Genomic DNA, 25,264 nt, shown 5'->3' on the forward strand with positions numbered 1-25,264 from the left:
CGAACTGGAACATCAGCCTGTTCCACTACCGCAACCAGGGCGCGGACTACAGCTCGATTCTGGTCGGCATTCAGGTGCCCGGGAGCGACCACGCGGCGTTCGAGCGCTTCATCGAAACGCTCGGCTATCCATGCTGGGAAGAGACGAAGAATCCGGTCTATCGTCTCTTCCTCGCCTGATCTCTTCGAACCGGAACGCAACGATGGCGCTTTCGCTCGTCGACAAACTGGTGGTCGCAATCTCGTCGCGCGCGCTGTTCGACTTCGAGGAAGAGAACCGTGTCTACGAGGCCGGCGACCTGAAGGCTTACGAAGCATTGCAGCGCGAGCGTCTGAACGTGCCCGCGAAACCGGGCGTGGCGTTTCCGCTGATCCGCAAGCTGCTTGCGCTGAACGCCGGCGGTCATCGCGTCGAAGTGGTGATCCTGTCGCGCAGCGATCCGATCAGCGGTCTGCGCGCGTTTCATTCCTGCCGCGAACACGGGCTCGCGATCGAGCGCGGCGTGTTCACGCGCGGCCGCGCGCCGTTCGGTTATCTGAAGCCGCTGAACGCCTCGCTGTTTTTGTCGGCGAACCAGCAGGACGTGCGCGATGCGCTCGCCGCTGGCTTCCCAGCCGCACGCGTGTTGCCGGAATCGGCGAAAATGGCGAGCAAATACCCGGACGAAATCCGCATTGCGTTCGACGGCGACGCGGTCTTGTTTTCCGACGAAGCGGAACGCATCTTCCAGCAAGACGGCCTGCGCGCGTTCGTCGGTCACGAGATCGACAACAAGCATCTGCCGCTCGCGGACGGTCCGCTCAAGCCGCTGCTCGAAGCACTGCACCGGCTGCAAAAACTCGCGGACGCGGCCGCGCCGATGCGCATTCGCACGGCGCTGGTGACGGCGCGCTCGGCTCCCGCGCATGAGCGCGCGATCCGCACCCTGATGGCATGGAACATCGAAATCGACGAAGCGATGTTCCTCGGCGGCCTCGACAAAAGCGCATTTCTGCGCGAGTTCGAGCCCGACTTTTTCTTCGACGACCAGATCGGCCACTGCGAATCGGCTCGCGTCGTAACCGCGACCGGGCACGTGCTGAGTGGCATCGTGAACGCATCATGACACCCGAACAATCCCCGCTCGGCAAGTCCTCGACTTACACCGAACAATACGATCCGACGCTGCTATTTCCGATTGCGCGCAGCCATGCGCGCGAGGCGATCGGCATTACCGCGCGACTGCCGTTTTTCGGCACCGACATCTGGAACGCCTACGAGCTGTCGTGGCTGAACGCGCGCGGCAAGCCGCAGATCGCCGTCGCGACGTTCTTCGTGCCGGCCGACTCGCCGAACATCGTCGAGTCGAAATCGTTCAAGCTGTATCTGGGCTCGTTCGCGCAGACTGCGTTCGACTCGGCCGAGAGCGTGCGCGACACGATCAGGCGCGACGTGTCCGCGTCGTGCGGCGCGACCGTGTCGGTACATCTGAGCACACCGCACGAATTCGGCAAGCTGAAAATGGAAGAATTCGCCGGTCTGTCGCTCGACCGGCTCGAACTCGAGGCGAGCGTCTATCAGCCGGACGCGTCACTTTTGAGCGCGGCGCGCGACGAAGCGCCGGTCGAGGAAACGCTGTTCTCGAACCTGCTGAAGTCGAACTGCCCGGTGACCGGTCAGCCGGACTGGGGCAGCGTGCAGATCCACTACGCCGGCCCGCAGATCGATCACGCGGGCCTCTTGCGATACATCATCTCGTACCGCAATCACACCGGGTTTCATGAGCAATGCGTCGAGCGAATCTTCGTCGACATCATGAAGATGTGCAAACCGCTGAAGCTGGCCGTGTATGCGCGCTACACGCGTCGCGGCGGGCTCGACATCAACCCGTTCCGCACCAACTACAACCTGCCGATGCCGGACAACATGCGGCTCGCGCGGCAGTAACTCCAACACAAAAAAACAGCGGTAAACGCGACGAGGGCGCCGCAGGCCATCACGACCTGCGGCGCCCTCGTCACATGAAAGCCATCAAAGCGATCAGGCCGCCGGCTTCTTATAAGCGACGCAATCCACCTCGACCTTGCAGTCGATCACCATCGACGACACCACGCACGCGCGCGCCGGCGGATTCTCGCCAAAATACTCGCGAAACACCTTGTTGAACGACGCGAAGTCGCGCGGATCGTCGAGCCACACGCCGCAACGCACGACGTGCTCGGCGCCATAGCCCGCTTCCTTCAGAATCGCGAACACGTTCTGGATCGCCTTGTGCGATTGCTCGACGATGCCGCCGTTGATCACTTCGCCGTTTTCCATCGGCGTCTGGCCCGACACGAACAGCCAGCCGTCCGCCTCGACCGCGCGCGCGAACGGCATCACCTGACCGCCCGTTCCCTTTCCGCCTTCCACGCCATATCGCTTCATTGTCACACTCCTTAAAAAGTCGGGCACGCGCGGCGCCCTCGCCGCGCGTACCGCCATCAATCGATAAAAAATCAGAACGCGCCCTGCGCATCGCCCTTCGACGGCGCACCGCGCGTGACGAACCGGCCAGCCCGCTCGCCCGTCACCGCGCCATCGCGATACGACAGCACGCCGTTGACCCACACCGCGTCGATGCCGGCAGCGGGCTGCTGGGGCTTGTCGAACGTCGCCACGTCACGCACTTTCGCCGGATCGAACAGCACGAGGTCGGCGTGATAGCCGATATGCACTTCGCCGCGTTGCGCGAGTCCGAAGCGGCGCGCGGACAGGCTCGTCATCTTGCGCACCGCTTCCTCGAGCGGCAGCAAAGCGGCATCGCGCGCATAGTGGCCGAGCACGCGCGGAAACGCGCCCCACAGCCGCGGATGCGGCAGCGGATCGTTCGGCAGGCCGTCGGAACCGACCATCGTCGCCGGATGCGACAGGATGCGCCGCACGTCGTCTTCGGACATGTTGTGATAGACCGCGCCGGCCGGCTGCAGGCGCTTGCCCGCCTCCTGCTGCGAGACGCCCCATTCGGCCGCGACTTCCTTGATCAGCTTGCCCGCCATTTCCGGATGCGGCTCGGACCACGTGATCGTGATGTCGATGTCGCCTGTCACCTGCTTCAGATCGAGCGTCGACGAGCTGCGGTTGTACGGATAGCAGTCGCAACCGACCGGCTGCCCGCCGCGCGCGCCTTCGAGCGACTTCAGCACCTCGACGCTGCGCCCCCAGTTCGACGGCCCCGCGCACTTCAGATGCGAGATCACGACCGGCACACGCGCATGACGACCGACGCGGTAGGCCTCGTCCATCGCGTCGAGAATCGCGTCGAACTCGGTACGCATATGGGTCGTGTACAGTGCGCCCGCGGCCGCGAGCGGCTCGGCGAGCGCCATCACTTCCTCGGTCGGCGCGGCGAACGCCGAACCGTATGCGAGCCCCGAGCTGAGACCGAGCGCGCCGTGCGCGAGCGCTTCCTCGAGCTGCGCGCACATGCGCTCGATTTCCTCGGCAGTCGCCGCGCGATCGAGCCGGTCCATCTGGTTGTTGCGCAACGCCGTGTGGCCGATCAGCGCGCCGACGTTCACCGCCGGCCGCGCGGCGTTCACCGCGTTCACATAGTCGGCGAAGGTCGGGTACTGGAACGCGTCGCGCTCGCCGAGCAGGTTCATCGGATCGGGCGGATCGCCCTTCAGCGATACCGGCGACGCGCTGATCCCGCAATTGCCGACGATCACTGTCGTCACGCCCTGGGTGATCTTCGGCAGCATCTGCGGCGAGCGGATCACATGCGTGTCGTCGTGCGTGTGTACGTCGATAAAGCCCGGCGCGAGCGCGCGCCCCTCGGCCTCGATCACCTCTTCGGCGAGCCAGTTCGACAGATTGCCGATCGCGGCGATGCGCCCGTCGCGGATCGCCACGTCGCGCTCGACGGGCGGCTCGCCGGTGCCGTCGTACAGTTGCGCGCCGACGATCAGCGTGTCGGCCGCTTCGGGATGCGAATGCATGGATCAATCTCCTAACGGTTGTCGATCGCCGCCGCCGCGGTGCGCGTCGAGCGCGTGCTTCATGCGGCGCAGCAATTCGCGGCTTTCGTCGCCTTGACTGACGGCAAGTTCGGTGACGAGCACATCGAGCGCCATCATCATCGCGTAACGGGACGACGACGGCTTGTAAATGAAATCGGTTTCGAACGCGACGATCGGGATCAGCCAGTTGGCGAGCTTCGCCAGCGGCGACGCGGGCGCCGTCAGCGCGACCACCGTCGCACCGTAGCTGCGCGCGATCTTGCAGTTCTCGACCATCTCGGGCACACGCCCCGTGGTGGACAGCGCGATCACGACGCACTCGCGCGACACCGTGCTCGCCACCATGCGCTGCAACAGCCCGTCCTGATAGGTCGCGACCGGGCGGCCGAGGCGCACGAGCCTGAAACGCATTTCGTCAGCGAGCGCGGTCGAGCCGCCGCCCATGCCGAACACGTAGATCATGCGCGCATCGCGCAGCGCGGCCGCCGCTTCGGCGAGCGGCGCCTGGCGCAGCAGTTGATGATTGTGCGCGAGCGCCGTTTGCAGCTCGTCGAAGACGCGCGTGGCGATCGGCTCGGGTGCGTCGCTTGCGGTGTCGCGCTCGAGAAACCGCTGACCGACCGCGGCCGCCTGCGCGAGCCGCAGCTTGAGTTCGCGCACGTCGCGGCAGCCGACCGCCTTCGCGAAGCGCGTGACGGTCGCGATGCTGACCTCGGCCTGCTGTGCCAGCGCGCCGATGCTCGCGCGCGACGCGCCGGTCAGATCGTCGAGGATCAGCGCGGCGACCTTGCGTTCGGCCGAGCGCAACTCCGGCGCGCACTCGGCAATGCGCGCGACGATGTCGAAAGCGAGCGGTTCGGCGCTACGGTTCATGGCAGGCGGTGGGGTTCGCGGCACGGCTTTCGCGGCCCTTTCCGGCGGCCTTCGAAACCCATGGTACTAAATAACATTCGTTCAGACATCGTACTTTCGGTAACATGGTAAAGTCAAATCTAACTCAATTTACCCGGACGATGGAGCACGGAGACATGAAAGTTACAAACTATCAGGGCGCGACGATTGATCCTTATAGCAAGGGCTTGGGCATGGTTCCGGGCACGAGCATCCAGCTGACGGACGCCGCGCGCCTCGAGTGGAACCTGCTCGCCGAGGACGTCAGTCTGCCGGCCGCGGTGCTGTACGCCGATCGCGTCGAGCACAACCTGAAGTGGATGCAGGCGTTCGTTGCCGAATACGGCGTCAAGCTCGCGCCTCACGGTAAGACCACGATGGCGCCGCAACTGTTTCGCCGTCAGCTCGAAGCCGGTGCGTGGGGCATCACGCTCGCCACTGCTCATCAGGTGCGCGCGGCGTACCACGGCGGCGTCTCGCGCATCCTGATGGCGAATCAGCTGGTCGGCCGTCACAACATGATGATGATCGCCGAATTGCTCAGCGATCCGGATTTCGAATTCTTCTGCCTCGTCGATTCGGCTGAAGGCGTCGAGCAACTCGGCGAATTCTTCACCTCGGTGAAGAAGCCACTGCAGGTGCTGCTCGAACTCGGCGTGCCGGGTGGACGCACCGGCGTGCGCGACGAAGTGCAGCGCAACGCGGTGCTCGACGCGATCGCGCGCTATCCGGACGTGCTGAAGCTCGCGGGGGTCGAACTGTACGAAGGCGTGCTGAAGGAAGAACCCGAAGTGCGCGCGTTCCTGCAAGGCGCGGTTGCGGTCACTCGCGAACTTGTCGAGCAGGGGCGTTTCGCGCGCTCGCCGGCGGTGCTATCGGGCGCGGGATCGGCGTGGTACGACGTGGTCGCCGAAGAGTTCGCGCAGGCGACGCAATCCGGCAAGGTCGAGGTCGTGCTGCGTCCCGGCTGCTACCTGACGCATGACGTCGGCATCTATCGCAAGGCGCAGACCGACATCTTCAAGCGCAATCCGGTCGCGAAGAAAATGGGCGAAGGCTTGCTGCCGGCGCTGCAATTGTGGGCGTACGTGCAGTCCATTCCCGAGCCGGATCGCGCGATCATCGGCCTCGGCAAACGCGACTCCGCGTTCGACGCAGGCATGCCGGAGCCGGCGCGCCACTATCGCCCGGGTCAGCAAGCGCCGCGCGACATCGCCGCGAGCGAGGGCTGGGAAATCTTCGGTCTGATGGATCAGCACGCGTATCTGCGCATTCCCGCGGGCGCCGATCTGAAAGTGGGCGACATGATCGCGTTCGACATCTCGCATCCGTGCCTGACGTTCGACAAGTGGAAGCAGGTGCTGGTCGTCGATCCGCAGTATCGCGTGAAGGAAGTGATCGAGACGTTCTTCTGATCGGACCACGCCGCGCTGACTCAAGCGCGATCTGTTCCGCCAAAGAAAAAGGCTGTGCGCCCTTGGGCTCACAGCCTTTTTTATCGCCACGCGCGGACTAAAAATCACATGCGCTGCGCCGCCTTGTCGCCAGCGGTCTCCTGCGGCGCGGCGGCCACGGTCGCGGCGCCGGCGTTGGCCGTCACCTCGCCGATGCGCGTCTCCAACATTTTCAGCGCGCTCGACAACGCCGCGAGCGCCTGATCCGGCAACCCGGCCATCGTGTTGTGCAAGAACGCGTTGCGACGCGGCAGGCTCGCTTCGGTCGCGGCGTGGCCCGCTTCGGTCAGGCGCACGTTGGTCACGCGGTTATCGCGCGTATCCATGCTGCGCGCGATCCAGCCCAACCCTTCGAGCGCCTTCAACTGTCGCGTGAGCGCGCCAGGATCGACGCGCAACCGCTCGACGAGCCGCTTCTGCGACGACTCGCCGGCCTGCTCGCGCAGCGCGAGCAGAATGCGCCAGCGTGGCAACGGATGCCCCACCTGGGCCTCGAATGCCGACATGAACGCCCGATACGTGCGACCAAATTGCTGCATGACGGCGACGCGGTCCTGTTCTTCCATAATCTGCCTGTCCAACACCAAGTTCAAAAATCAGTCTGCGTGAATCACCGGCTCGAGCTTGCGCTGCAGCTTGATCGGCGGCACGCGGCGGGTTTGCCACACCGACACGACGGCGATCACCGCGGCCATCGCGAGACCCAGATGAATCGCCCCGACCAGCGCCTCGCGCGCACTTTCGAGCAACATCGCGCCGTTGTGGCCAGCGTGGGTCAACTGGTCGACGAGCGTGGTCTGCGCATCGCGGTTGATCAGGATCTGCGGATCGCCGAGATCGGCGAACCAGTGCGACGCGCCCGCGCCTTCGAGCGCATTGCGCACACCGCTCTTGTACATGTGGGTCACGAGCGTGCCGGTCAGCGCCGTGCCGATCATGCCACCGATCATCCGCAGCGACTGCAGCAGCGCGGTCGCGATGCCGAGGTGTTCGCGGCCCGCGGTCTGCTGCGCGAAGATCGTCAGGTTCGGCATCACGAAACCGAGCCCGAGGCCGCCGACGACCATGAACGACATCAGCACCCATTGCTGCATCGAACGGGTCGCGACGACGATGCCAAGGCATGACAGCGCGACCATCGCAAAGCCGATGTACAGCATCAGGTTCGGATTCTTCACCCGCGACACGACGCGCCCGTTCGCGATACTGCCGATCGTGATGAACACGACGAGCGGCGTGATCACGAGGCCCGCCTCTTTCGGCGACATGCCGAAGCCGCCCTGGAACAGCAGCGGTGCGTAGAACAGCAGCGAGAACATCGTGAAGCCGCCGAGCACGGCCAGCGTGAACAGCGCGGCCAGACTGCGGTTGCGGAACATGTCGACGGGCAGGATCGCGGTCGGGCAGCGCTTTTCCCATTTCCACAGCGTGACGGCCGACGCGACGGCGAGCCCGAGCAGCGCGAACGCGCTCAGCGTGACGCCGTGCTTCGGCAGCAATTCGACGAACAACTGCAGTGAGCCGAGCGCGATCGCGATCAGCAGCGCGCCGGGCCAGTCGAGCCGCATTTTGCCGGTATGTTCGACGTGCCGCAGATGCGGCAGGAAACGCCAGACGAAAAACAGCGACAGCAGCCCGACCGGCAAATTCACATAGAACACCGAGCGCCAGCCGTAGTACTGCGTGAGAAAACCGCCGAGCGACGGGCCGACCGCATTGGCGATGCCGAACGCCGAGCTCATCAGCACCTGCCAGCGCAGCCGCACGACGGAATCGGGGAACAGATCGGGAATGCATGCGAACGCGGTGCCGACGAGCATGCCGCCGCCAATGCCCTGCAACCCGCGCGCGAGCACGAGAAACAGCATGCTGTTGGCCGCGCCGCACAGCACCGAGGCGCCGGTGAACACGACGATCGACGCAATCACGAACGGCTTGCGCCCGTAATAATCGCCAAGCCGCCCGAAAATCGGCACGGTGATCACCGAGGTCAGCAGATACGAGGTTGCGACCCATGCGTACAACTCGAAGCCTCGGAGTTCGGACACGATGGTGGGCAGCGCGGTGCCGACCACGGTCTGGTCGAGCGCGACCAGCATCGTGACAAACGAGATGCCGAGCATGGCCAGCAGGGATTCGCGGAACGGTAAGACTTGCCCACTCGAATGGTGGGCGGCGGTATGGACAGCCATTTTTGATGGAGCAAAAGTTGACGTGTCAAAAGATTGGGGATCATACCATGGTGCGACGCGCCAAGCGGGACGGAACGCGTCTTGCAACGCGGTAGACTGACTCCAGGTACCCAAGACACGACATGCCAGGGAGGCCCATGCAGCCGAGTTCGCTCGCAGCACCATCCTTATCGGAGCAGGACCTCGCCGCGCTGCGGCGCGCGAAACACCAGCTCGAAAGCCCCGCGCTCACGATGAAGCTCGCGAGCGTCGTCGGCGCGCCGATCGAGAAGCTGCTGTCGCGCATCCCGGCGTTCGCCAACCAAAAAGTGTCCGATGCGACGCAGACCGCGTTGCGCAAATGTCTGTCGATCGCGCTACGCACGCTCGGCCGCCGCGACGACGCCAGGCTTCTCGCGCCCGACAAGCCGAACAACCTGCTGCACAAGTTCGCGGTCGCGACCACCGGGGCGGCCGGCGGCGCGTTTGGATTGATCGCGCTGCCAGTCGAGCTGCCGGTCACGACTACGCTGATGTTCCGCTCGATCTGCGACATCGCGCGCAGCGAGGGCGAGGACCTGACCTCGGTCGACACGCAGCTGCAATGCCTGACCGTGCTCGGCATGGGTGGTACATCGAGCGAGGACGACGACGCCGACCTCGGCTACTTCTTCATGCGCGGCGCGCTAGCGCAGGCGGTGTCGAAGGCGTCGTCCGAGGTGGCCAGCAAGGGCTTCACGACCCACGGCTCGGCGGCGCTGCTGCGGCTGCTCAACGCGATCGCCGCGCGCTTTTCGGTGCAGGTCAGCGAACAGATCGCTGCCAAATCGATTCCCGCGATCGGCGCGGTGCTCGGCGCGATGGTCAACACCGTGTTTATCGATCACTTCCAGCAGGTCGCGCACGGGCACTTCACCGTGCGGCGGCTCGAGCGGCAATACGGCCAGCAAACGATCGAAGCCGTCTATCGGACGCTCGACGTCACGCTCGACGCCTGAGCCCTGTTCGCGGCGCGGCTCGTCGCGCGTCGCACGAAGGCGGCCGCGCGATCGAGCGCGCGGTTCGCCTCCGGCATGAACGGCGCGAACATCGGCCACACGTGCGGCAGGTTTTTCCACACCTCGCATTCGCAATCGACTCCTGCCGCATGCGCGTTGTCGGCGACGCGGCGCGCGTCGTCGAGCAGCACCTCGGTGCTGCCCGCCTGCAAGAACAGCGGCGGCAGACCGCGCAGGTCCGCGTAGACCGGCGACGCGTACGGATGCGTGGCCGGCGCGTCGCCGAGATAGAGCTTGGCCGCGCGCTCGATCGAGGCGCCACAGAACATCGGATCGACGCTGTCGTTGGTGCGCAGGCTCGCGCCGGTCGTCGCCAGATCGGTCCACGGCGAGAACAGCAGGCCGCCAGCGGGCATCGGTGCGCCGGCGTCGCGCAGCGCGACCAGCGTGGCGAGCGCGAGGCCGCCGCCGGCCGAGTCGCCGGCGACCACGATCGAGCTCGGTGCGATGCCCATCGCGAGCAGTTGTCGATAGGCGGCAGTGGCGTCGTCAAGCGCGGCCGGAAAGCGATGCTCGGGCGCGAGGCGGTAGTCGAGGGAGAAGAGCCGCGCGTCCGCGCGGGTAGCGAGAGCGAACGTTAGCGACCGATGGGTGCGCGGCGAGCAGAAGTAGTAGCCTCCGCCGTGGCAATACAGCACCGTCGGCTCCGCGCCGCCGGCCGTGCCGCCGTCAACGCGTTCCAGCCATTCGCCGACGAGCGGCGCCTCGCCCGCGCCATACGTTTCGCGAAGATGCCAGCCGCGCGGCACGCGTGGCGACCACACCCGCTTCGAGGTCAGCGCGCGCGCCCGCTCGACGTTGATAGACGGTTTGAGGGTTTCGGGCCGGAACTGCTTGCGCAAATACCAGCAAGCGAGCGCGCTTTGCCAGCTCATCGGGACATGCTCCTTCGTTGAAGTCCCGTCATGGTACGGGCGGTGGCGGGGACGCCGTTGGTTGGCGGGTTCTAACGGTGTGAAGCTGCTTTTGGCCGCGGCACGCGCGCTCGGCCCACGCGAGGCCCACGCCTAGTTCGCCGGCAACACCTGCCCGCGAATTTCGCCCGTCGGATTCTGCGCGGTATGAACATTGAAGTACCACTGCCCCGCCATCAGATCCGTGACCTGCTGCTCGGTCAGCTTCGCCGTGCCTTTGATCGGACTCGCGAGGCCATTCTTCTCGATCGGCACCTGGACCTTCGCGTTCTGGCCAACCGGCGCGGGACCGTGGAAATTCGCGGCGGTGACCGGACTGCTCAAGTCTTCGTAAGTAGCAGTCCACTGCAGCGATTGGGTGGACGTGTCGAAGGTCGCATTCAGCATGCCGTGCCCGTGACTCACGCGCGGCGGCACTTCGCTCGACGGCTGGAGATTCGCCTTCAGCGCAACCGTATCCGCGAACGCAGCGCCCGACGCAAGCGCCCATACCACCACGGCCAGATTCAATTTTCGCAGCGAAATCATGGTCTTCTCCGGACATTGACGCGCCGCCGCGGCACCCGTGTCGGCCGTGCGGAGCTTCCACATACTAGTGCAAATCATTTGGAGCCGGTGAGGTTGGGATGGTGGCTTGCGCGGGCCGCTTTAATTCGAACCGGACTGTGATTAAAACCGAAGGCCTGATGGGCAAGGTGCGCAATGCGCGCAGGCGTTCGTCACGATATGCCTAAAATACCGGCAAAAACGTAGTGCGAAATCGTTTTAATCGATTTAATCGAAAAGTTAATTGCGCGATTTGTAATGAATAAATGACGCTGTTCCTGGTATGCTCCGATTTGCGAGAAGTGACTCCTTCATCGAAGGATGTCTCCAAATCTTTAACGCGGCTTCGGCCGCGTTTTTTTTCGTCCCGATTTTGGTCGCGGCCGTTTGAATCGGCCGCGTATTCGCGCGAGGTCACCGCCCGCTAGGCGAGCAATGCGGCCTGCTGTTCGATGCCATCGAGCATCGCCTCGCATTGGCGGATTAGCGCATGCCCCTCGTTACGCAACTGCTCGGGCGACTTCGCGACAATGTCGCGACGATAGGCTTCGAGCGCGTGTACGAGTGGCTGATACCGCAGCACGCTGGCCGCCCCCAACACCCGATGCAGCCACTCGGGCACCCGCCCCGTGTCCGCGCGTTCGAGTAACGTCGCAAGCGCGTTGAAGTCTTCGCGCATCGACGAGAGGAATGAACCGAGCAACGCCTTGACCGTCGACTCGCTTCCCCATAACTGCGTCATGCGTGCTAGTTCGATGGGCACGTACGGTTCGACACCGACGCGCTGCGTGATCTGCCGCTCGCCGGCCGGCGCAGACGATTCGCGACCGCATGTTTCTGCCGGCGCGGGGTGCCGAACGGTGTCGGTGCCAAACCAGCGGCTCAGGTAGTCGCGCAACGTGGCGAGCCGAGTCGGCTTGATCAGACTGTCGTCCATGCCGGCTTCGCGGCACAGCCTCAGGTCGTCGGGCGCGGTATTGGCCGTGATGCCGAGTATCGGCAGACGCTGCGCGCCGCCGCGCAGTGCCTCCGCTTCGCGGATACGGCGAGTCAGTTCGTAACCAGACAGGTTCGGCATGTGACAGTCCGTGATCAGGCAGCCATAGCTCGTGCGCTCGAGCGCGAGAAGCGCTTCGGCGCCGTCGTTCGCGACGTCGCACGCGAACCCCAGCAGGGCGAGTTGATGGCGGATCAACTCCTGATTGACTGGGTGATCTTCCGCGACAAGAATCAGTCGCCCGCTCGCGATCGCGCATTCACGATCAGGCGGCGGCGCGACGCCATCGGTCGAGAACGGCACGCCTGGCGCTCGCGGTACCATCGGGGACATCGACGACAGGCCCGTCATCGCGGCCGCGCATGCGGCGCCGAGGCCGCGCCACGAAATCGGATTGATGCTCACGCGCACCTTGTCGTCGAGGATGCGGTAACCCGTCGGCATCGGCTTTTCGGTCAGCGTGACGACACGCGCATTTGCGCCGATCTGTGCGGGCAACGTGACGTTCTCGCCGACGAACAGCAGATCCGCGCGGCTCAGCACGTCGCTTTTGCCCTGCGTCGCCGCAGCGGCCGAGAGGCTGCGCAGTTCGAGCCCGAGCGCCTCGCCGAAGTGTGCGAGAGCGCGGCCGACGCGCGGATCTCGCGTGATCACGACGGCGCGTTTGCCGCGCAGACCGTTGATCGAATAACGCTGCTCGACGATCGGCATCGTCAGCCGCACGGTCATCCTCGTGCCGTGGCCCGGTTCGCTGCGCAGCGCGAGCGTGCCGTTCATCAGGTCGATCAGCTTGCGGCAGATCGTCAGCCCAAGGCCCGTACCGCCGAAGCGCCGCGTGGTGGACGACTCGGCCTGCACGAACGGCTCGAACAGGCCCGCCTGAACATCCGGCGCGATGCCGATGCCGGTGTCCTCAACGATCAGCTCCAACGTCTGCGAGTCCGCGCGATCCTGGACGACCGCCACGCTCACACCCACCTCGCCCTTCGACGTGAACTTGATCGCATTGCCAAGCAGATTGAACAGAATCTGGCGCAGACGCACGCTGTCGCCGCGGAGCGTCGCGGCGGCGTCGGTCGCGATGTCGACGCGCACTTTCAGCCCTTTTTCGTGGGCGCGCCCCGCGAGCAGGCCGACCGCGTTATCGACGAGTTCGCGCAGATCGATCGGCTCGGCTTCGAGCGTGAGCCGCCCCGCCTCGATCTTCGAATAATCGAGCAAATCATCGAGAATCTGCAGCAGCGCGCCCGCCGACTCATGGATCATGCCGAGCATTTCGCTCTGATCGGTACTGAGCGGCGTGCGCTCGAGCACTTCGACGAGACCGAGCACACCGTTCATCGGGGTGCGGATTTCGTGGCTCATCATCGCGAAGAAGTCGTCCTTCGCGCGCGAGGCCGCCTCGGCCACATCGCGTGCCCGCGCGAGTTCCTCCGAACGCGCGCGCTCGACGCTCGCATCGACCCAATAGCCGCTCCAAACGATGCTGCCATCGGCTTCTCGCCGCGGCACCAGCTCGGCCCGCACCCACTTCAGTTGACCGGCGTTTTCCAGGCGGAACTCCATATGCACTGGGGAGGCGCAGCTCGCGGAACGCTCGAGCTCGGCGAGAACGCGCGGCCGATCCAGCTCCGACACTCGTTGGAAATCGACCCGTGCCCCCCCATGCCAATCACCCTCGCCGAGCAGATGCCGCGTGTCGCCGCCGATGTACGGGAAGGAATACGCGCCGGACGGCGAGCGCCGCAACTGGAACACGACGGCGGGCAACGAGCGCGTGACGTCGAACAGGCGCCGTTCGGTTTCGCTCGCGCGCATTTCAGCGCGCCGGATGTCGGTGATGTCGACCATCGTGCCAAGCACGTACGCCGGCTGCCCATCGCTGGCCTCGCAGACGCTCGTCCAGAAAATCCCATGCCGCGTCTCGCCAGCGCCGTCCTCGAACTGGAGTTCGACTTTCGCTATGCCGCCGCCGCGCAGGATCTCGCCCGTGATGTCGTCGAGCACGCGGCTGTTTGCGTCGCCCCATGTGCCGACCTCGGTCGTCGTGCGCCCGAGCACGTCCTTGCGCTCCAGCCCGCACGCTTTCTCATAGGCCTCGTTGATCGCGATGTACCGTCCGTCCAGGCCTTTCGCGATGAGCGGATACGGCACCATCTTCATCATCGTTTCCTGGAAGTTCAATTGCAGTGCGAGTTCGCGCTCGGTCTGCTTGCGTAGCCGGACTTCGCGTTGCAGCAGCACGTACGCGCGCAACGTGACCAGCAGCACGACGCCGATGCCGATCAGCACCGGCAGCAGCCGCACCGCAGTCACGCTCCATACGGCGTTGTCCGGCGCGGCGGGACTCACCCACTTGCGCCGGATGCGCTGCTTTTCGGCTGCCGGCATCGCCTGCAACGCGCGATCGATCAGCTTGACGAGCGGGCTCAGATCCTCGCGCACAGCAAAATACAACGAGTCGGATTCGCCGAGCGAGTCGAGCACCCTGAGCGCGCCGACGTAGTGCTGCCGCAGTTGCACGTTGATCGCGGCCGCGTTGCCGACCAGCACGTCGGCCTCGCCGCTCGCGACCATGCGCAGCGCCTCGCCCAGGCTCGCCGCGACGACGATGTGATCGACCGGCACCGCTTCCAACGCGAGCGGCACCGAGCCGGCCACGTGCGGCGACATCACGACGCGGCACGACGTGATGTCGTCGAACGAGCATGGGGGCGGCGCGCCGCTCCGCCCGACGATCACCAGCGGATCGCTCTCGTACACACGGCTATGGTCGGCGCCTACCAGAAGCGCGGCGCGACTCGACGTGGAGGACAGCATCGCGAGGTCGCCACGCTGGAACGCTTCGACGGCGGCGGCCCAGTCGGCCATGCGCGCGCGGTTGAACACGACACCGAGCGTGCTGCTCAGGTACGTGAGGTAATCGGCGGTCAGACCGACGGGGCGCCCTGCGGAATCAACATAGCTGAACGGCGCCCAGTCGTTGTCGAAGCCGACCTGCAACGGCGGCAGCGAACGCAGCCAGTTCTTCTCTTCCGGCGTCAACGTGAAACGTGGTGCATGCGGCGCGGGCGCCGCGTTGAAGTTGCCGGACAGCCAGCGCGCGCGTATCGCGGCGGCCTCGGCGGGATTCATCGACACGAGCGCGCGGTTCAGCTGATCGCGCAAAGCAGGCTGGCGAGGCGATACGGCAAAGCGCAGGTCGAGCGCTTTGCCGCCTTGCTCGAACGCTACGCGCAGCTTGCGATACGCGTCGGTCGCCAGTTCGTATTGCACGACCGGCGTGAAGCCGAAGTAGACGTCTGCATCGCCATGCAGTAGCGCGTTCAGCGCTTCGTGCGTGCTCGCGAACGAGACGATACTCGCGCGAGGAAAACCTGCGCGCAACAAACGCTCACGCGCAAAACCGCGCTCGATCGCGATACGCGCGCCAGCGAGGTCGGTGGGGTTCACATGCCGGGCGTCGTCGCGACGCACGACGGCCGAGGCGAACGAGTGGAAGTAAGGAGCCGTAAAGCTGAGGCAGCGCTCGCGCTCCGGCGTGCGCGCTATGCTCGTCAGCAGGTCGACCTCGCCGGCGCAAGCCGCGGCGACCAGCCTGGCCATGTCGGGAAAGCTCTTCGTCTCGATGACGACGTTCGGCCCCACGAGCGCGCGCAACAGGTCGCCGCTGACGCCGGCGAGCCGGCCGCCCAGCGGAATGTCGAACGGCGCCCAGCCTCCTTCGAGAATGCCGACCGTCAATCTGGCAGGAAATGCAATGGATGACGACGCGGAAGAACCCGCTCCCACTGCAGAAATTACTGGTGGCTGTGACGCAGCGCCGGCAGGTCCGGCCATGCAGACCGCATCCGTAACCGCCAGCAGGAAAAACGCGAGCCAATGCGTCATTGAGTGGCGCGGCGAGCGCGGCCAAAGACACCGCAACAAACGCCGCGCATCGACCGGAAGTGGTGAGTACCGCCCCTCGCTCACGAAACGTCACCCTGCCCGTCCACCAACGACACCGAAGACGAATCGGCTCCGCCGTCCAGAAACGAAAACAGCACGCCAGCCGCGATTGCTCCGGCCAACGGCGCGGCCCAGAACAGCCACAACTGATCCAGCGCCCAGTTGCCGACGAACAGCGCCTGCGCGGTCGAGCGTGCGGGATTGACCGCTCCATTGGTGATCGGAATGGACACCAGGTAGACGAGCATCAGACATGCGCCGGTGATGAATGGCGCAATCGTTGCCACCTCTTTTCGAACGACGACCAGCAGGCATGCTCCGACAAACACGAACGACAGCACGAATTCCACGACGAGCGCCGCATGCAATGGATAGTCGGCGGGCGAATGAGCGCCGAAGCCGTTCGCCGCGAATTCACTCGCGGAGAGTTCGAAACCTGGCCGGCCGCTGGCGAGGTAGGCGAGAAGCGCCGCGGCGACTATTGCGCCCCAGATTTGCGCAGCGATATAGGGCAAGACATCACGCACGGGAAAGCGCTGCGCGATCGTCAGGCCGATGGTGACGGCAGGATTGAAATGCGCGCCGGAAATCTTGCCGAAGGCATAGCTGCCGGTAGCAAGCGCAAGACCGAACGCCAACGACATTTGCAACGCGCCAGTGCCCTGCAGCACGCCTGTGGTGTCCAGCACCGTACTGCCGCAGCCGACGAACACGAGCCAAGCCGTACCCACACCCTCGCTGCACAATCGCTTGCCTAGCGCAAACATCTCTATCCCGTCCATCAAGTATGAGGCACAGACGCCAAACGATCGCGCGAAGAGGTCTGCACCGGATTCCCCTGATCCATTGGTAATCGGATCACGAGCCAGCCGCTTGGCCGTTGCGGCGCAAGGCGCGCAATGACAGGCGCGCCAGGATTATTGGGTGCCCCCCACGCCACGGCAATCAGATAAGTCTGATAAGGGCTACCTCAAATCCATCGAGAAAAGAATTTGTGACCGTTGCTGCGCCTCATATCAGCCCAATCTGAGTGGCGTAGTTGATCAGGTCGGCTTCTGTTTCCAGTCCGAGCTTGCGCATCGCGCTGCGTTTTTGCGTGCTGATGGTTTTGTCGCTACGTCGCAGACGTGTGGCGATCTCGTGCACCGCGAGGCCTCGCACGTAGAGTTGAAACACCTCCCACTCGCGTGCGCTCATCACACCGCCGCGCCGGGGCGGCGCAGGCTCCGCGGTCGCAAGTGCGGCCCGAACCTGTTCCGATAAATGGGTGCCCCCGGCGGCAACGGCTTCGATTGCGTCGATCAATGCGTCCACGGCGTCGCGCTTGTCGACGATTCCAGTCACGCCGATATTGCGCAAGCCGGTCAACACATGCGCGCGCCCAATCATGGTCAGCACGACCACGTGGGGATGCGGCGTGCGCCGTAGCAGCCGGCGCAATAGCGGCACCGCGCTGGTGTCTCCGTCGAGGCCCGGCATGCCGATGTCCGACACGACGACGTCGCATGCGCAGGCATCGAGCAGCTTCGCGAGACCACGGGTGTCGGCAGCTTCGCCGACAATTTCGATATTCGGCTTGTCGCGCAGCAGAGATCGGACGCCCGCGCGAATGGAGTCGTGATCGTCCGCCACGACGACGTGAATCTTGTTTGGCATTCTTTTCCGTGACTTTTTTATGGTGTCGATCGGGCATACCGCACGAAATGTGTCCCCCGGTTATGCCGATATATTCGCCGCGCGCCTGCACAGTATGTTGCCGCCCGCTTAACGGGTTTGACCAAGCCCTTCTGGCACTACGCCATACTCGACTGCGAAGCGAAACAGTTCGGCGTCGCTATTCAGCGACAGCTTGCGCATGGCCATGCACTTCTGCGCGCTGATCGTCTTCACACTACGTCCCTGCCGCGTGGCGATTTCCGTGACGCCGAGTCCTGACGCGTATTGCGTAAAAACCTCGAACTCTCGGCGAGACAGGGTGGCGCGCACGAAGTCGAGACGTTTCGTCAGCGTGACATCGGCCAGCATGGCGCGCACCGCCGGACCGACAAAACATTCGCGCGCCAGCGCCATGACCACCGCCACATGGATCAGATCGATACGATCACGTTTGCTCAGCAGCCCATCCACGCCGAGCGACATCACTTTGCGCAGCGTCGCCGCCTCCGTTTCCATTGTCAGAATGACGAGCGCCACGTTGGGATAGCGCGCCTTCAACTGCCTGACGACGTCGAACCGGTTGTCGTTGTGCCCTCCTGGCATGTAAAGGTCCATCAGCACGATATCGCAAGGACTGCGATCGACTTCGATGAACAGTTCGGCGACATCCGCCGCACGGCCAACCACCTTCAGGTCCGGATAGTTGCCAATCAGATTTTCTATAGCCAGCAGAACCAGCGGATGATCATCCGCAATGATCGTTCGAACAGGCGAGCCTGATGCAGCCATGAGGTTCATCGTCTGGCGCTCCTCGATACTTTCATTTCTCGACCTTGTTATGTGTGACCGGCGCTCACGCAATGGTCGAGCATTTCTATTGCGACAAACATCAGAGCGCTCTGAAATGGTACGAACAACCGTATGCCTGATGCTTAGTCTTCCGATTCGAGGAGGACCGTGCCGCAGGCGCGCACACAGGAAAAAAGCGCGGGGTCGTCGTTGACGCCAAGCCGCGCCATCGCTTCGCGCTTGTGCCGGCTCACCGTGCGGCGATGGCAGCCGAGCGCCGCCGCGATCTGCACGATGGACTCGCCGCTCACGAGCCTGCGCAGGATGTCGGTCTGCCGCTTCGACAGCAGCAGGGCCGACACGAACCGACCGTTGTCCGGCTGCAAACGCGCGAGCGTTTCGACTACCGAGCGGCCCAGGTAGCGCGCGCCGCGCGCACTGTCGCAGACCGCTTGCGGCAGTTCCTCGAGCGAATCGGCTTTGCCGATCACACTGACCGCGGCATCGGCGACGACGACACGCAACATCGCGGCATTCGTCTGCCCGGTCACGACGACGACGCGCAATGACGGCCACTCGCCACGAATGCGCCGGATCAGGCCGAGTCCGTCGCCAATCTCGCCGGCGGGCTCCGGCATGGAAAGATCGACGACGAGCACGTCGCACGGTGTGTGTTGCAGCAATGCGATCAACGCAGCGGGCATCTGCGCCTGGCCGACGACGGACAGACCTTCGTGCGCCTCCAGTGTCGATTTCAGGCCAAGCAGGATGAACGGGTGATCGTCCGCCAGAATGATTCGAAGATTTGTCACGATTAGTCTCGCTCGCTATAAGAATGGTCGAAATGCGCGCGGCAGTGGCTGTGCAGGCGGCAGGCGTCGACCTGCGTCGCGGCACTCAAGCGACGTGCCGGAAAAGCCATCTGATCACCCTCGCAAATTCACGACAATCGGAGCGTTCCTAATCCAGATCAATAATCGGGATAATTTATAGTTCGACGAGGCAATATGCGCACCGTGATTCGAATCGAATCAAAATCGATTCGGCAACGCAAAGCGCGCTGTTCGCCCCATGTCTCACGCCGCATCGCAAGCACGCGTCGCGCGCATCGCACGCGTCGACGCGGCGCGCGGAAACACCGGCAATGCGAGCAACGCGCAAGCGCTCGCCACCGTCCACACCAGCGGCCATGCTCCGATAGACAGCAGCGCCGGAATCGCGAGCGGCGTCACGAACAGCGTGAGGAACACGCAGGTGTTGCCCATCGCGAGCGCGGTGCCCGCGCGGCGAGTACCGGCGAGCGTCGCGAGTTCGGTGAACGCGACGCCGTGCCACGCCGACGCGCTAACTCCGCCGAGTACGATCATCAGCGCGAACGGCGCGACCGCCCCGGCGCGACGCAGGCCGATGAGCCCGGTCGCGAGCGCGAGCAGCACGAACAGCACGGCGGTCACCAGACTGCATGCCCGCATATACGCGCGGCGGTTGCCGCGCCGGTCGGTCCACGCGCCGCTCCAGACCCGCGCGATCGCGGCGCCAGTCTGCACCGCGGCCATCGTCGCGCTGATCGCGAACACGCCGGCACGCCCGAAGTCGTGCAGGAACACCGTGCCGAATGTGATCACGGCAATCTGCGGCATGCACAGCGCGCCCGCGCCGAGCGCGACGCGCCAGATCGCGATGTCGCGCAATGGGGAGATCATCGGCGGCGGTGCGCTGACGTTCGAGGAGTCCAACCTCCGACCGTTGGCCGCCGCAGCACGGGCCGTCGCAGCCGCGCGCGCCCCTTTGGGCGCCGGCGTATCGTCCGCGTGTGCGGGCTCGTGCAGCCAGCGCCACGCGAACCATGCGGTGATCGCGCACGCCAACGCCAGCACCGCATAGGCGCTCGCAAAACCAAAGTGCGAGGCGAGCACCGGCAGGACCACTGCGCCGAGTCCACCGCCCGCCGGCACGGCGGTTTGGCGGATGCTCATCGCGAGGCCGCGCTCGCCTTCGCGAAACCACGCCATCACCGCTCGGCCGCTCGATCCGTTGACGCTGCCGCCCAGCAGTCCGACCAACAGCAGCCCGAGCGCGAGCGGGACGATGCCGGGCACATGCGCGCCGCCCGGCGACACGAACAGCGCGAGACCGGCGAGCGCGACCGCAGTCGACAGCAAGCCGAGCAGCAGCACCCTGCGATCGCCCCAGCGGTCGGTTAGCAGCCCCCACGGCAACTCGCTGACCGCAATGCCCAGGCCGAGCATGCCGAGCACGAGGCCGAGCACGAGGCCGAGCCCGTGGTTGCCCAGGTGGTAGTCCGAGCGCAGGAACACCGCTGTCGTCGGAATCCCCGAAAATGCCGCCGAAAAGCTCGCATTCGCGGCAAAACCAACGCCCAGCACCTTCCTGCGATGCCGCGCGCCGCGCTCGCCGGTGCCGCCCGACGCTGTCATCGATCCGTTTTCCATCACACCCTCCGTGTGTCGTTCGAGGGTATGCTACGGCTTGGCATTCCATCGGCAAAGCCGGAAATTCAGATCGCCACCATCGGAAAAACCGAATCATGAGCCAGCGTGGTTTCGACCTTGCGCAGTTGCGGACCTTCGTCGCCGTCGCCGAATCGGGCGGGGTGTCGGCAGGCGCGCAGCGCGTGTTCCTGTCGCAGTCGTCGGTAAGCGAGCAGTTGAAGAAGCTCGAGGAGCGCGCCGGCCAGCCGCTCCTCGTGCGCAGCCGGCAGGGTGTGAGTCCGACGTCCGCGGGCGAGCGCCTGCTCGAGCATGCGCGCCGCATCATCGCGATGAGCGAAGCGGCCTTCGACGACCTGCAAGGCCGCTCGCTCGACGGCGAGCTGCGCATCGCGATCACCGATTACTACCGGCCGCACGACATCGCGCGCATCCTCAAGACGTTTTCGGAACAGCATCCGCGGCTGAAGCTGCACGTGACGGTGTTGCCGAGCGCGGTGATCGACAGCGGCGCGGACGATCACGCGTCGTTCGACATCGGTTTGTCGGCGCGGCTCGTCACAGGCCAACTGCGTGCACGCGGCGCGGGTGCCGGTGCCGCGAGCATCGTCGTGCGGCGCGAAAGGCTGCTATGGGCCAGTTGCGCCGATGCCGCCACCCGCCCCATCGCGCCGTATCAACTGGTGCTGCTGCCGTCGACGTGTCAGTTGCAGCGCTTCGCCGTCAAGCTGCTCGACCAACACAAGGTACCGTACGTGGTGTCGCATTCGGCGTCGGGCGTCGCGGGCCTGCAGCTCGCATTGAAGGCGGGGCTCGGGATTTCCTGTCTGAACGAGTCGTCGCTCGGCGGCGGCGTGGTGGCGTGTGCCGCGAACTTCGGCTTGCCACCGCTGCCCGCCATCGAGTTTCATCTGCTGCCGCGGCGTCCGGGCGAAAGCGGGTTGGTCAGCAATGCACGTGATGCGCTCGTGCGGCTCTTCGCATGACGCGCGACGATCGCGACGCAACACTGCTCGATGTGCCACGGCGTACTCGGCACCGTGCAGGTCACCGCGCCGGCACTCGCCGGGCAGTACGCCGACGTGACCTACAAGGAATTGCGCGACTTCCAGAGCGGCCAGCGGCAAAGCGCGGTCATGCAGGCAATCATCGCGGGACGCAGCGACCAGGATCTGCACGATCTGGCGGTGTACTACGCGTCGCTCCCGCTCCCCGCGGCGGCCGAGAAGACCCGAGCCGGCGAAGGACCCGATGCGACCGCAACCAGGCTCGTGATGCAGGGCGACCCGCAACGCAATATCGCACCGTGCGCCGCGTGTCATGGCCAACTCGATCGCAAGGGCGCGGCGCCGTGGCTCGGCGGACAGTCGGCGGCCTATCTGGCCGCGCAGTTGCAGGCGTTCGCTTCGGGCGCGCGGCGCAACGACATCAACGAGCAGATGCGCAATGTCGCGCGGCAGATGACGCCCGAGGAAATCGATGCGGTGGCGAGGTATTACGCGGCCATGCAGTAGTGGGACGGTGAGAGGTCGCGGGTTGACGCAGCGCAACGGCTCGCGTTACGCCACGACAAACTCGCTGTCCAGTCTCCGCTCGCCGGCAACACCGGCCAGCTTCGCGCCGGGCGCCGGAGCACGGCTGCGCGATTCGCTGCCGGTCCGGAACACCGCCACCGCCGTCGACAGGCGCCGCGCCTGATCTTCCAGCGAACTCGCCGCCGCGGCCGCCTGCTCGACGAGCGCCGCGTTCTGCTGCGTGACCTCGTCCATCTGACCGACCGCGCGATTGACCTGATCGATGCCGGTGCTCTGTTCGAGCGCCGCCGCCGCGATCTCGTTCATGATGGAACTGACGCGCGCGATCGCGCCGACGATGTCGTTCATCGTCGTGCCCGAGCGCTCGACGAGCTGCGAGCCCCGCTCCACGCGGGTGGTCGACGCGTCGATCAAGCCCTTGATCTCCTTGGCCGCCGCCGCGCTGCGCTGCGCGAGCGAGCGCACTTCGCTCGCGACGACCGCGAAGCCGCGTCCCTGCTCGCCCGCTCGCGCCGCCTCGACCGCGGCGTTCAGCGCGAGGATGTTGGTCTGGAAGGCGATGCCCTCGATCACACCAACGATATCGGCAATCCGCCGCGAATCGTCGACGATGCCGTGCATCGTGCCGACCACCTGCTCGGTCAGCTCGCCGCCCCGCGCGGCCAGCGTCGAGGCGCCCTGCGCGAGCGAGCTCGCCTCTTTCGCGTTGTCGGCCGTCTGCTTGACCGTCGTGGTCAGCTCTTCGATGCTCGCGGCCGTTTCCTCGAGCGCCGCCGCCTGCTCCTCGGTGCGTTGCGACAGATCGGCGTTGCCGGCCGCGATCTCGCTGACGCCGGTATCGATCGAATCGGTACCTTGACGAACCGCGTTGACCGTCGCGATCAGCGACTCCTGCATCTTGCGCAGCGCGGCCGCGAGACGGCCCATCTCGTTGTCGCTGAGCACCTCGATGCGGCCGCTCAGGTCGCCGTTGGCGATGCGCTGGAACTGCGCGATCGTCGCATCGACCGGCGTGACGATCGCGCGCACGAGCACGAAGCGGGCGAGCAAGCCGCCGACCAGCGACAGCGCAATGCCGATCGCCACCGCCGTGCTGATCGCGTAGAACAGGTCCTGCGCATCCTTGTAGCGCTGTGCGCCGTGATCGAGCTGCAACTGCTCGAGCGCGAGCATGGCCTTCTCGTACGCGCTGTACAGCGACGGCAGTTTATGCGCCTGCAATTGCTGGAAGGCGTTGGTGTCGCTCGACTTCAGCGCGGCGAGCGTCGGGTCGACGCCGTCGTGCAGGAACGCGTCGCGCTTCTGCTGCATGTCGGCGATCAGACGCTGCTCATCGGCATCCGTGCCCGCAAGGCTCAAATAGTGGGCAAGCCGCTCGTCAGAGGCTTTGCGGTACTGATCGAAGCGCTTGAGCACGGCGTTCGCGCCGTCCTGATCGTTCAGCGCGACGAGCGACGCGTACGTCGCGAGCGCGAGCCGCAGGCGCAGCAGTTGGCCGGCGCTGCCTTCGAGGTCGGCGACGGCGGGCGTGTCGACCGTGTACATCTGTTGCAGCGACGCGTTCGACGAGCGCAGCGACAACAATCCCGCGGCCGCGCCGAGCAGCAGCACGATGCCGAAGAACACGATCATCAGGGTAAGGCTGGTGCGAATCGACAGCTTTTTCAACATCGGACTGGTCTCCTTGGGCTGCCCGGCCGATGATTCCGTATCGTTGACGATAGCTGCATGGCCACGCAGGCTGCGCCCACGCCGTTCGGCCCGGTCCGCAACTTATCTGAAAATTAAGCAAACAGCACATTCGGGACAACGGCGTATCGGCCGAAAACTTTATGGTTGATCGCTCGCCCGGCTTGCGTTACATCAATAGAGTCTCGAAGCCCGTTTGCTGAAGCCCTTCTGTCGAAGCCCCTTCCCGCCCGGAGCGCGCCCATGTCGGAAATCGGTTCGGCCGTACTCGTGTTCGCGCTGCTGCTGATCGCCACCGGCCTCGGCGTCGGGGTGCGGCCGCTGCTGCCGGAAGAGCACAAGGCACACGAGACCGTACAGCTCGTGCAGCTCGTGATCGGCATGCTGGTCACGTTCGCCGCGCTGGTGCTGGGTTTGATGACGGCATCGGCGAAAGCGAGCTTCGACACCGCGTCGAACGATATGCGCAGCTATGCGGCCGAACTGATCGAATTCGACTCGACGCTGCGCGAGCTCGGCAGCGCGGCCGACGAATCGCGGCGCCTGTTGCGCCAGTACACGGCGGCGGCGATCGCTTCGACATGGCCGCGCGAGCCCGCGCCGAGCGGCGACTATCCGCGCGATCTCGGGCCGCCGGGCAATCCGCAGCAACTCGAAAACGTGCATCTGGGCGACATGCTGACCACGGTGGGGCGGCAATTGCGACAGCTGCGCACGCAGGATGCGTTGCAGCAACGTGCACTCGATGACGCGTTGACGCAGTACCGGCGCGTCATCGATGCGCGCTGGAAAATCATCGAGGAAGCGCACAGCTCGATTTCGCGGCCGTTCTTCAAGACGCTGACGTTCTGGCTAGGCGTGATCTTTCTGAGCTTCGGGTTGATCGCGCCGCGTAATGCGTTGGCGCTGGTGACGATATCGCTGGGAGCGGTGTCGATTGCTTCGGCGGTTTATGTGATCGTCGATCTCGACACGCCGTTCACCGGGCCGATCGTGATTTCGAGTCTGCCGTTGCGGGATACGTTGGAGCATTTGAGTCGGTGAGTTTCTGACGGAATGCCCCGTCCGCGCGCGTGACGTAAAAAATGCCGGCAAACAGAAGGCAGAAAGGCCCGCTTTCCTGGCAGAAAGCGGGCCTCTGTTTTTGTGTCGATCAGCGGGACGCTGGTCGGCTCGGCATCGA

20 protein-coding genes and 2 pseudogenes are annotated in these 25,264 nt (G+C 65.1%); 8 read left to right on the forward strand and 14 right to left on the reverse strand.

The window, feature by feature from the left end:
- The 3 genes and pseudogenes from F6X37_RS20560 to queF all read left to right on the forward strand — a co-directional run.
- Nucleotides 1-179 (forward strand): annotated as a pseudogene (locus tag F6X37_RS20560) (threonine ammonia-lyase, biosynthetic); the annotation flags it as partial.
- 23 nt (nucleotides 180-202) lie between these two features.
- On the forward strand, nucleotides 203-1,105 hold the full coding sequence (locus F6X37_RS20565; protein WP_018419389.1) for a 5'-nucleotidase: 903 nt from the start codon (nucleotides 203-205) through the stop codon (nucleotides 1,103-1,105).
- A complete protein-coding gene (gene queF, locus F6X37_RS20570) occupies nucleotides 1,102-1,926 on the forward strand; it encodes an NADPH-dependent 7-cyano-7-deazaguanine reductase QueF (protein WP_184053835.1) in 825 nt (274 codons plus the stop codon). The genes F6X37_RS20565 and queF overlap by 4 nt, the downstream gene beginning before the upstream one ends.
- 93 nt (nucleotides 1,927-2,019) lie before the next feature.
- On the opposite strand, the gene F6X37_RS20575 is transcribed toward queF, so the two are convergent.
- The 3 genes from F6X37_RS20575 to F6X37_RS20585 form a co-directional block, all read right to left on the reverse strand.
- Entirely contained in the window at nucleotides 2,020-2,406 is a 387-nt protein-coding gene (locus tag F6X37_RS20575) for a RidA family protein (protein ID WP_008923846.1), read from the reverse strand.
- A gap of 71 nt (nucleotides 2,407-2,477) precedes the next feature.
- Entirely contained in the window at nucleotides 2,478-3,959 is a 1,482-nt protein-coding gene (locus F6X37_RS20580; protein ID WP_187612588.1) for an N-acyl-D-amino-acid deacylase family protein, read from the reverse strand.
- Nucleotides 3,960-3,962: 3 nt separating this feature from the next.
- Entirely contained in the window at nucleotides 3,963-4,853 is an 891-nt protein-coding gene (locus F6X37_RS20585; protein ID WP_090802984.1) for a MurR/RpiR family transcriptional regulator, read from the reverse strand.
- Nucleotides 4,854-5,008: 155 nt separating this feature from the next.
- On the opposite strand from F6X37_RS20585, the gene F6X37_RS20590 reads away from it, so the two are divergent.
- The gene (locus F6X37_RS20590) at nucleotides 5,009-6,286 is read left to right on the forward strand and encodes an amino acid deaminase (protein ID WP_187612589.1); all 1,278 of its coding nucleotides are present in this window, start codon (nucleotides 5,009-5,011) and stop codon (nucleotides 6,284-6,286) included.
- A gap of 104 nt (nucleotides 6,287-6,390) precedes the next feature.
- Here the strand turns inward: F6X37_RS20590 and F6X37_RS20595 are convergent, their stop codons facing one another.
- On the reverse strand, nucleotides 6,391-6,891 hold the full coding sequence (locus F6X37_RS20595; RefSeq protein ID WP_187612590.1) for a MarR family winged helix-turn-helix transcriptional regulator: 501 nt from the start codon (nucleotides 6,889-6,891) through the stop codon (nucleotides 6,391-6,393).
- 30 nt (nucleotides 6,892-6,921) lie between these two features.
- Nucleotides 6,922-8,517 carry an MDR family MFS transporter gene (locus F6X37_RS20600; RefSeq protein ID WP_187612591.1) on the reverse strand — a complete coding sequence of 532 codons (1,596 nt, stop codon included), beginning with the start codon at nucleotides 8,515-8,517 and terminating at the stop codon, nucleotides 6,922-6,924.
- Nucleotides 8,518-8,654: 137 nt separating this feature from the next.
- Between F6X37_RS20600 and F6X37_RS20605 the strand changes: the two genes are divergently transcribed.
- Nucleotides 8,655-9,494, forward strand: a complete 840-nt coding sequence (locus F6X37_RS20605; RefSeq protein WP_187612592.1) for an EcsC family protein — start codon at nucleotides 8,655-8,657, stop codon at nucleotides 9,492-9,494.
- Here the strand turns inward: F6X37_RS20605 and F6X37_RS20610 are convergent.
- From F6X37_RS20610 to F6X37_RS20645, 8 genes are all read right to left on the reverse strand, one after another.
- The gene (locus F6X37_RS20610; protein WP_187612593.1) at nucleotides 9,461-10,429 is read right to left on the reverse strand and encodes an alpha/beta hydrolase; all 969 of its coding nucleotides are present in this window, start codon (nucleotides 10,427-10,429) and stop codon (nucleotides 9,461-9,463) included. The two genes, F6X37_RS20605 and F6X37_RS20610, sit on opposite strands and share 34 nt — an antisense overlap.
- Before the next feature lie 132 nt (nucleotides 10,430-10,561).
- Nucleotides 10,562-10,996 carry a CHRD domain-containing protein gene (locus F6X37_RS20615; protein WP_090805584.1) on the reverse strand — a complete coding sequence of 145 codons (435 nt, stop codon included), beginning with the start codon at nucleotides 10,994-10,996 and terminating at the stop codon, nucleotides 10,562-10,564.
- A gap of 442 nt (nucleotides 10,997-11,438) precedes the next feature.
- Complete coding sequence (locus F6X37_RS20620) at nucleotides 11,439-15,851, reverse strand: ATP-binding protein (RefSeq protein WP_262419978.1); 4,413 nt, start codon at nucleotides 15,849-15,851, stop codon at nucleotides 11,439-11,441.
- A gap of 131 nt (nucleotides 15,852-15,982) precedes the next feature.
- Complete coding sequence (aqpZ, locus tag F6X37_RS20625) at nucleotides 15,983-16,729, reverse strand: aquaporin Z (RefSeq protein ID WP_187612594.1); 747 nt, start codon at nucleotides 16,727-16,729, stop codon at nucleotides 15,983-15,985.
- A gap of 244 nt (nucleotides 16,730-16,973) precedes the next feature.
- The gene (locus tag F6X37_RS20630; protein ID WP_187612595.1) at nucleotides 16,974-17,618 is read right to left on the reverse strand and encodes a response regulator transcription factor; all 645 of its coding nucleotides are present in this window, start codon (nucleotides 17,616-17,618) and stop codon (nucleotides 16,974-16,976) included.
- A gap of 108 nt (nucleotides 17,619-17,726) precedes the next feature.
- The gene (locus F6X37_RS20635) at nucleotides 17,727-18,416 is read right to left on the reverse strand and encodes a response regulator transcription factor (protein WP_187612596.1); all 690 of its coding nucleotides are present in this window, start codon (nucleotides 18,414-18,416) and stop codon (nucleotides 17,727-17,729) included.
- A gap of 134 nt (nucleotides 18,417-18,550) precedes the next feature.
- The gene (locus F6X37_RS20640) at nucleotides 18,551-19,219 is read right to left on the reverse strand and encodes a response regulator (protein ID WP_187612597.1); all 669 of its coding nucleotides are present in this window, start codon (nucleotides 19,217-19,219) and stop codon (nucleotides 18,551-18,553) included.
- A 264-nt stretch (nucleotides 19,220-19,483) separates the two neighbouring features.
- Nucleotides 19,484-20,860, reverse strand: coding sequence for an MFS transporter (locus F6X37_RS20645; protein ID WP_187612598.1), 1,377 nt, complete (start codon nucleotides 20,858-20,860; stop codon nucleotides 19,484-19,486).
- A gap of 95 nt (nucleotides 20,861-20,955) precedes the next feature.
- Between F6X37_RS20645 and F6X37_RS20650 the strand changes: the two genes are divergently transcribed.
- Together F6X37_RS20650 and F6X37_RS20655 are read left to right on the forward strand one after the other, a co-directional pair.
- A complete protein-coding gene (locus F6X37_RS20650; RefSeq protein WP_187612599.1) occupies nucleotides 20,956-21,843 on the forward strand; it encodes a LysR family transcriptional regulator in 888 nt (295 codons plus the stop codon).
- Nucleotides 21,844-21,846: 3 nt separating this feature from the next.
- Nucleotides 21,847-22,371, forward strand: a pseudogene (locus tag F6X37_RS20655) (c-type cytochrome); the annotation flags it as partial.
- Nucleotides 22,372-22,416: 45 nt separating this feature from the next.
- Here the strand turns inward: F6X37_RS20655 and F6X37_RS20660 are convergent.
- On the reverse strand, nucleotides 22,417-24,063 hold the full coding sequence (locus tag F6X37_RS20660) for a methyl-accepting chemotaxis protein (RefSeq protein ID WP_187612600.1): 1,647 nt from the start codon (nucleotides 24,061-24,063) through the stop codon (nucleotides 22,417-22,419).
- A 261-nt stretch (nucleotides 24,064-24,324) separates the two neighbouring features.
- Between F6X37_RS20660 and F6X37_RS20665 the strand changes: the two genes are divergently transcribed.
- Nucleotides 24,325-25,125, forward strand: a complete 801-nt coding sequence (locus tag F6X37_RS20665) for a hypothetical protein (protein ID WP_184062463.1) — start codon at nucleotides 24,325-24,327, stop codon at nucleotides 25,123-25,125.
- Nucleotides 25,126-25,264: the final 139 nt, after the last annotated feature.

Source organism: Paraburkholderia sp. 31.1, from assembly GCF_014397645.1.
Lineage (GTDB): Bacteria > Pseudomonadota > Gammaproteobacteria > Burkholderiales > Burkholderiaceae > Paraburkholderia > Paraburkholderia tuberum.

Coding starts and splice junctions, on each gene's coding strand:
- F6X37_RS20565 (WP_018419389.1), top strand. CDS start 203: ATGGCGCTTTCGCTCGTCGACAAACTGGTGGTCGCAATCTCGTCGCGC.
- queF (WP_184053835.1), top strand. CDS start 1,102: ATGACACCCGAACAATCCCCGCTCGGCAAGTCCTCGACTTACACCGAA.
- F6X37_RS20575 (WP_008923846.1), bottom strand. CDS start 2,406: ATGAAGCGATATGGCGTGGAAGGCGGAAAGGGAACGGGCGGTCAGGTG.
- F6X37_RS20580 (WP_187612588.1), bottom strand. CDS start 3,959: ATGCATTCGCATCCCGAAGCGGCCGACACGCTGATCGTCGGCGCGCAA.
- F6X37_RS20585 (WP_090802984.1), bottom strand. CDS start 4,853: ATGAACCGTAGCGCCGAACCGCTCGCTTTCGACATCGTCGCGCGCATT.
- F6X37_RS20590 (WP_187612589.1), top strand. CDS start 5,009: ATGAAAGTTACAAACTATCAGGGCGCGACGATTGATCCTTATAGCAAG.
- F6X37_RS20595 (WP_187612590.1), bottom strand. CDS start 6,891: ATGGAAGAACAGGACCGCGTCGCCGTCATGCAGCAATTTGGTCGCACG.
- F6X37_RS20600 (WP_187612591.1), bottom strand. CDS start 8,517: ATGGCTGTCCATACCGCCGCCCACCATTCGAGTGGGCAAGTCTTACCG.
- F6X37_RS20605 (WP_187612592.1), top strand. CDS start 8,655: ATGCAGCCGAGTTCGCTCGCAGCACCATCCTTATCGGAGCAGGACCTC.
- F6X37_RS20610 (WP_187612593.1), bottom strand. CDS start 10,429: ATGAGCTGGCAAAGCGCGCTCGCTTGCTGGTATTTGCGCAAGCAGTTC.
- F6X37_RS20615 (WP_090805584.1), bottom strand. CDS start 10,996: ATGATTTCGCTGCGAAAATTGAATCTGGCCGTGGTGGTATGGGCGCTT.
- F6X37_RS20620 (WP_262419978.1), bottom strand. CDS start 15,851: ATGGCCGGACCTGCCGGCGCTGCGTCACAGCCACCAGTAATTTCTGCA.
- aqpZ (WP_187612594.1), bottom strand. CDS start 16,729: ATGTTTGCGCTAGGCAAGCGATTGTGCAGCGAGGGTGTGGGTACGGCT.
- F6X37_RS20630 (WP_187612595.1), bottom strand. CDS start 17,618: ATGCCAAACAAGATTCACGTCGTCGTGGCGGACGATCACGACTCCATT.
- F6X37_RS20635 (WP_187612596.1), bottom strand. CDS start 18,416: ATGAACCTCATGGCTGCATCAGGCTCGCCTGTTCGAACGATCATTGCG.
- F6X37_RS20645 (WP_187612598.1), bottom strand. CDS start 20,860: ATGGAAAACGGATCGATGACAGCGTCGGGCGGCACCGGCGAGCGCGGC.
- F6X37_RS20650 (WP_187612599.1), top strand. CDS start 20,956: ATGAGCCAGCGTGGTTTCGACCTTGCGCAGTTGCGGACCTTCGTCGCC.
- F6X37_RS20660 (WP_187612600.1), bottom strand. CDS start 24,063: ATGTTGAAAAAGCTGTCGATTCGCACCAGCCTTACCCTGATGATCGTG.
- F6X37_RS20665 (WP_184062463.1), top strand. CDS start 24,325: ATGTCGGAAATCGGTTCGGCCGTACTCGTGTTCGCGCTGCTGCTGATC.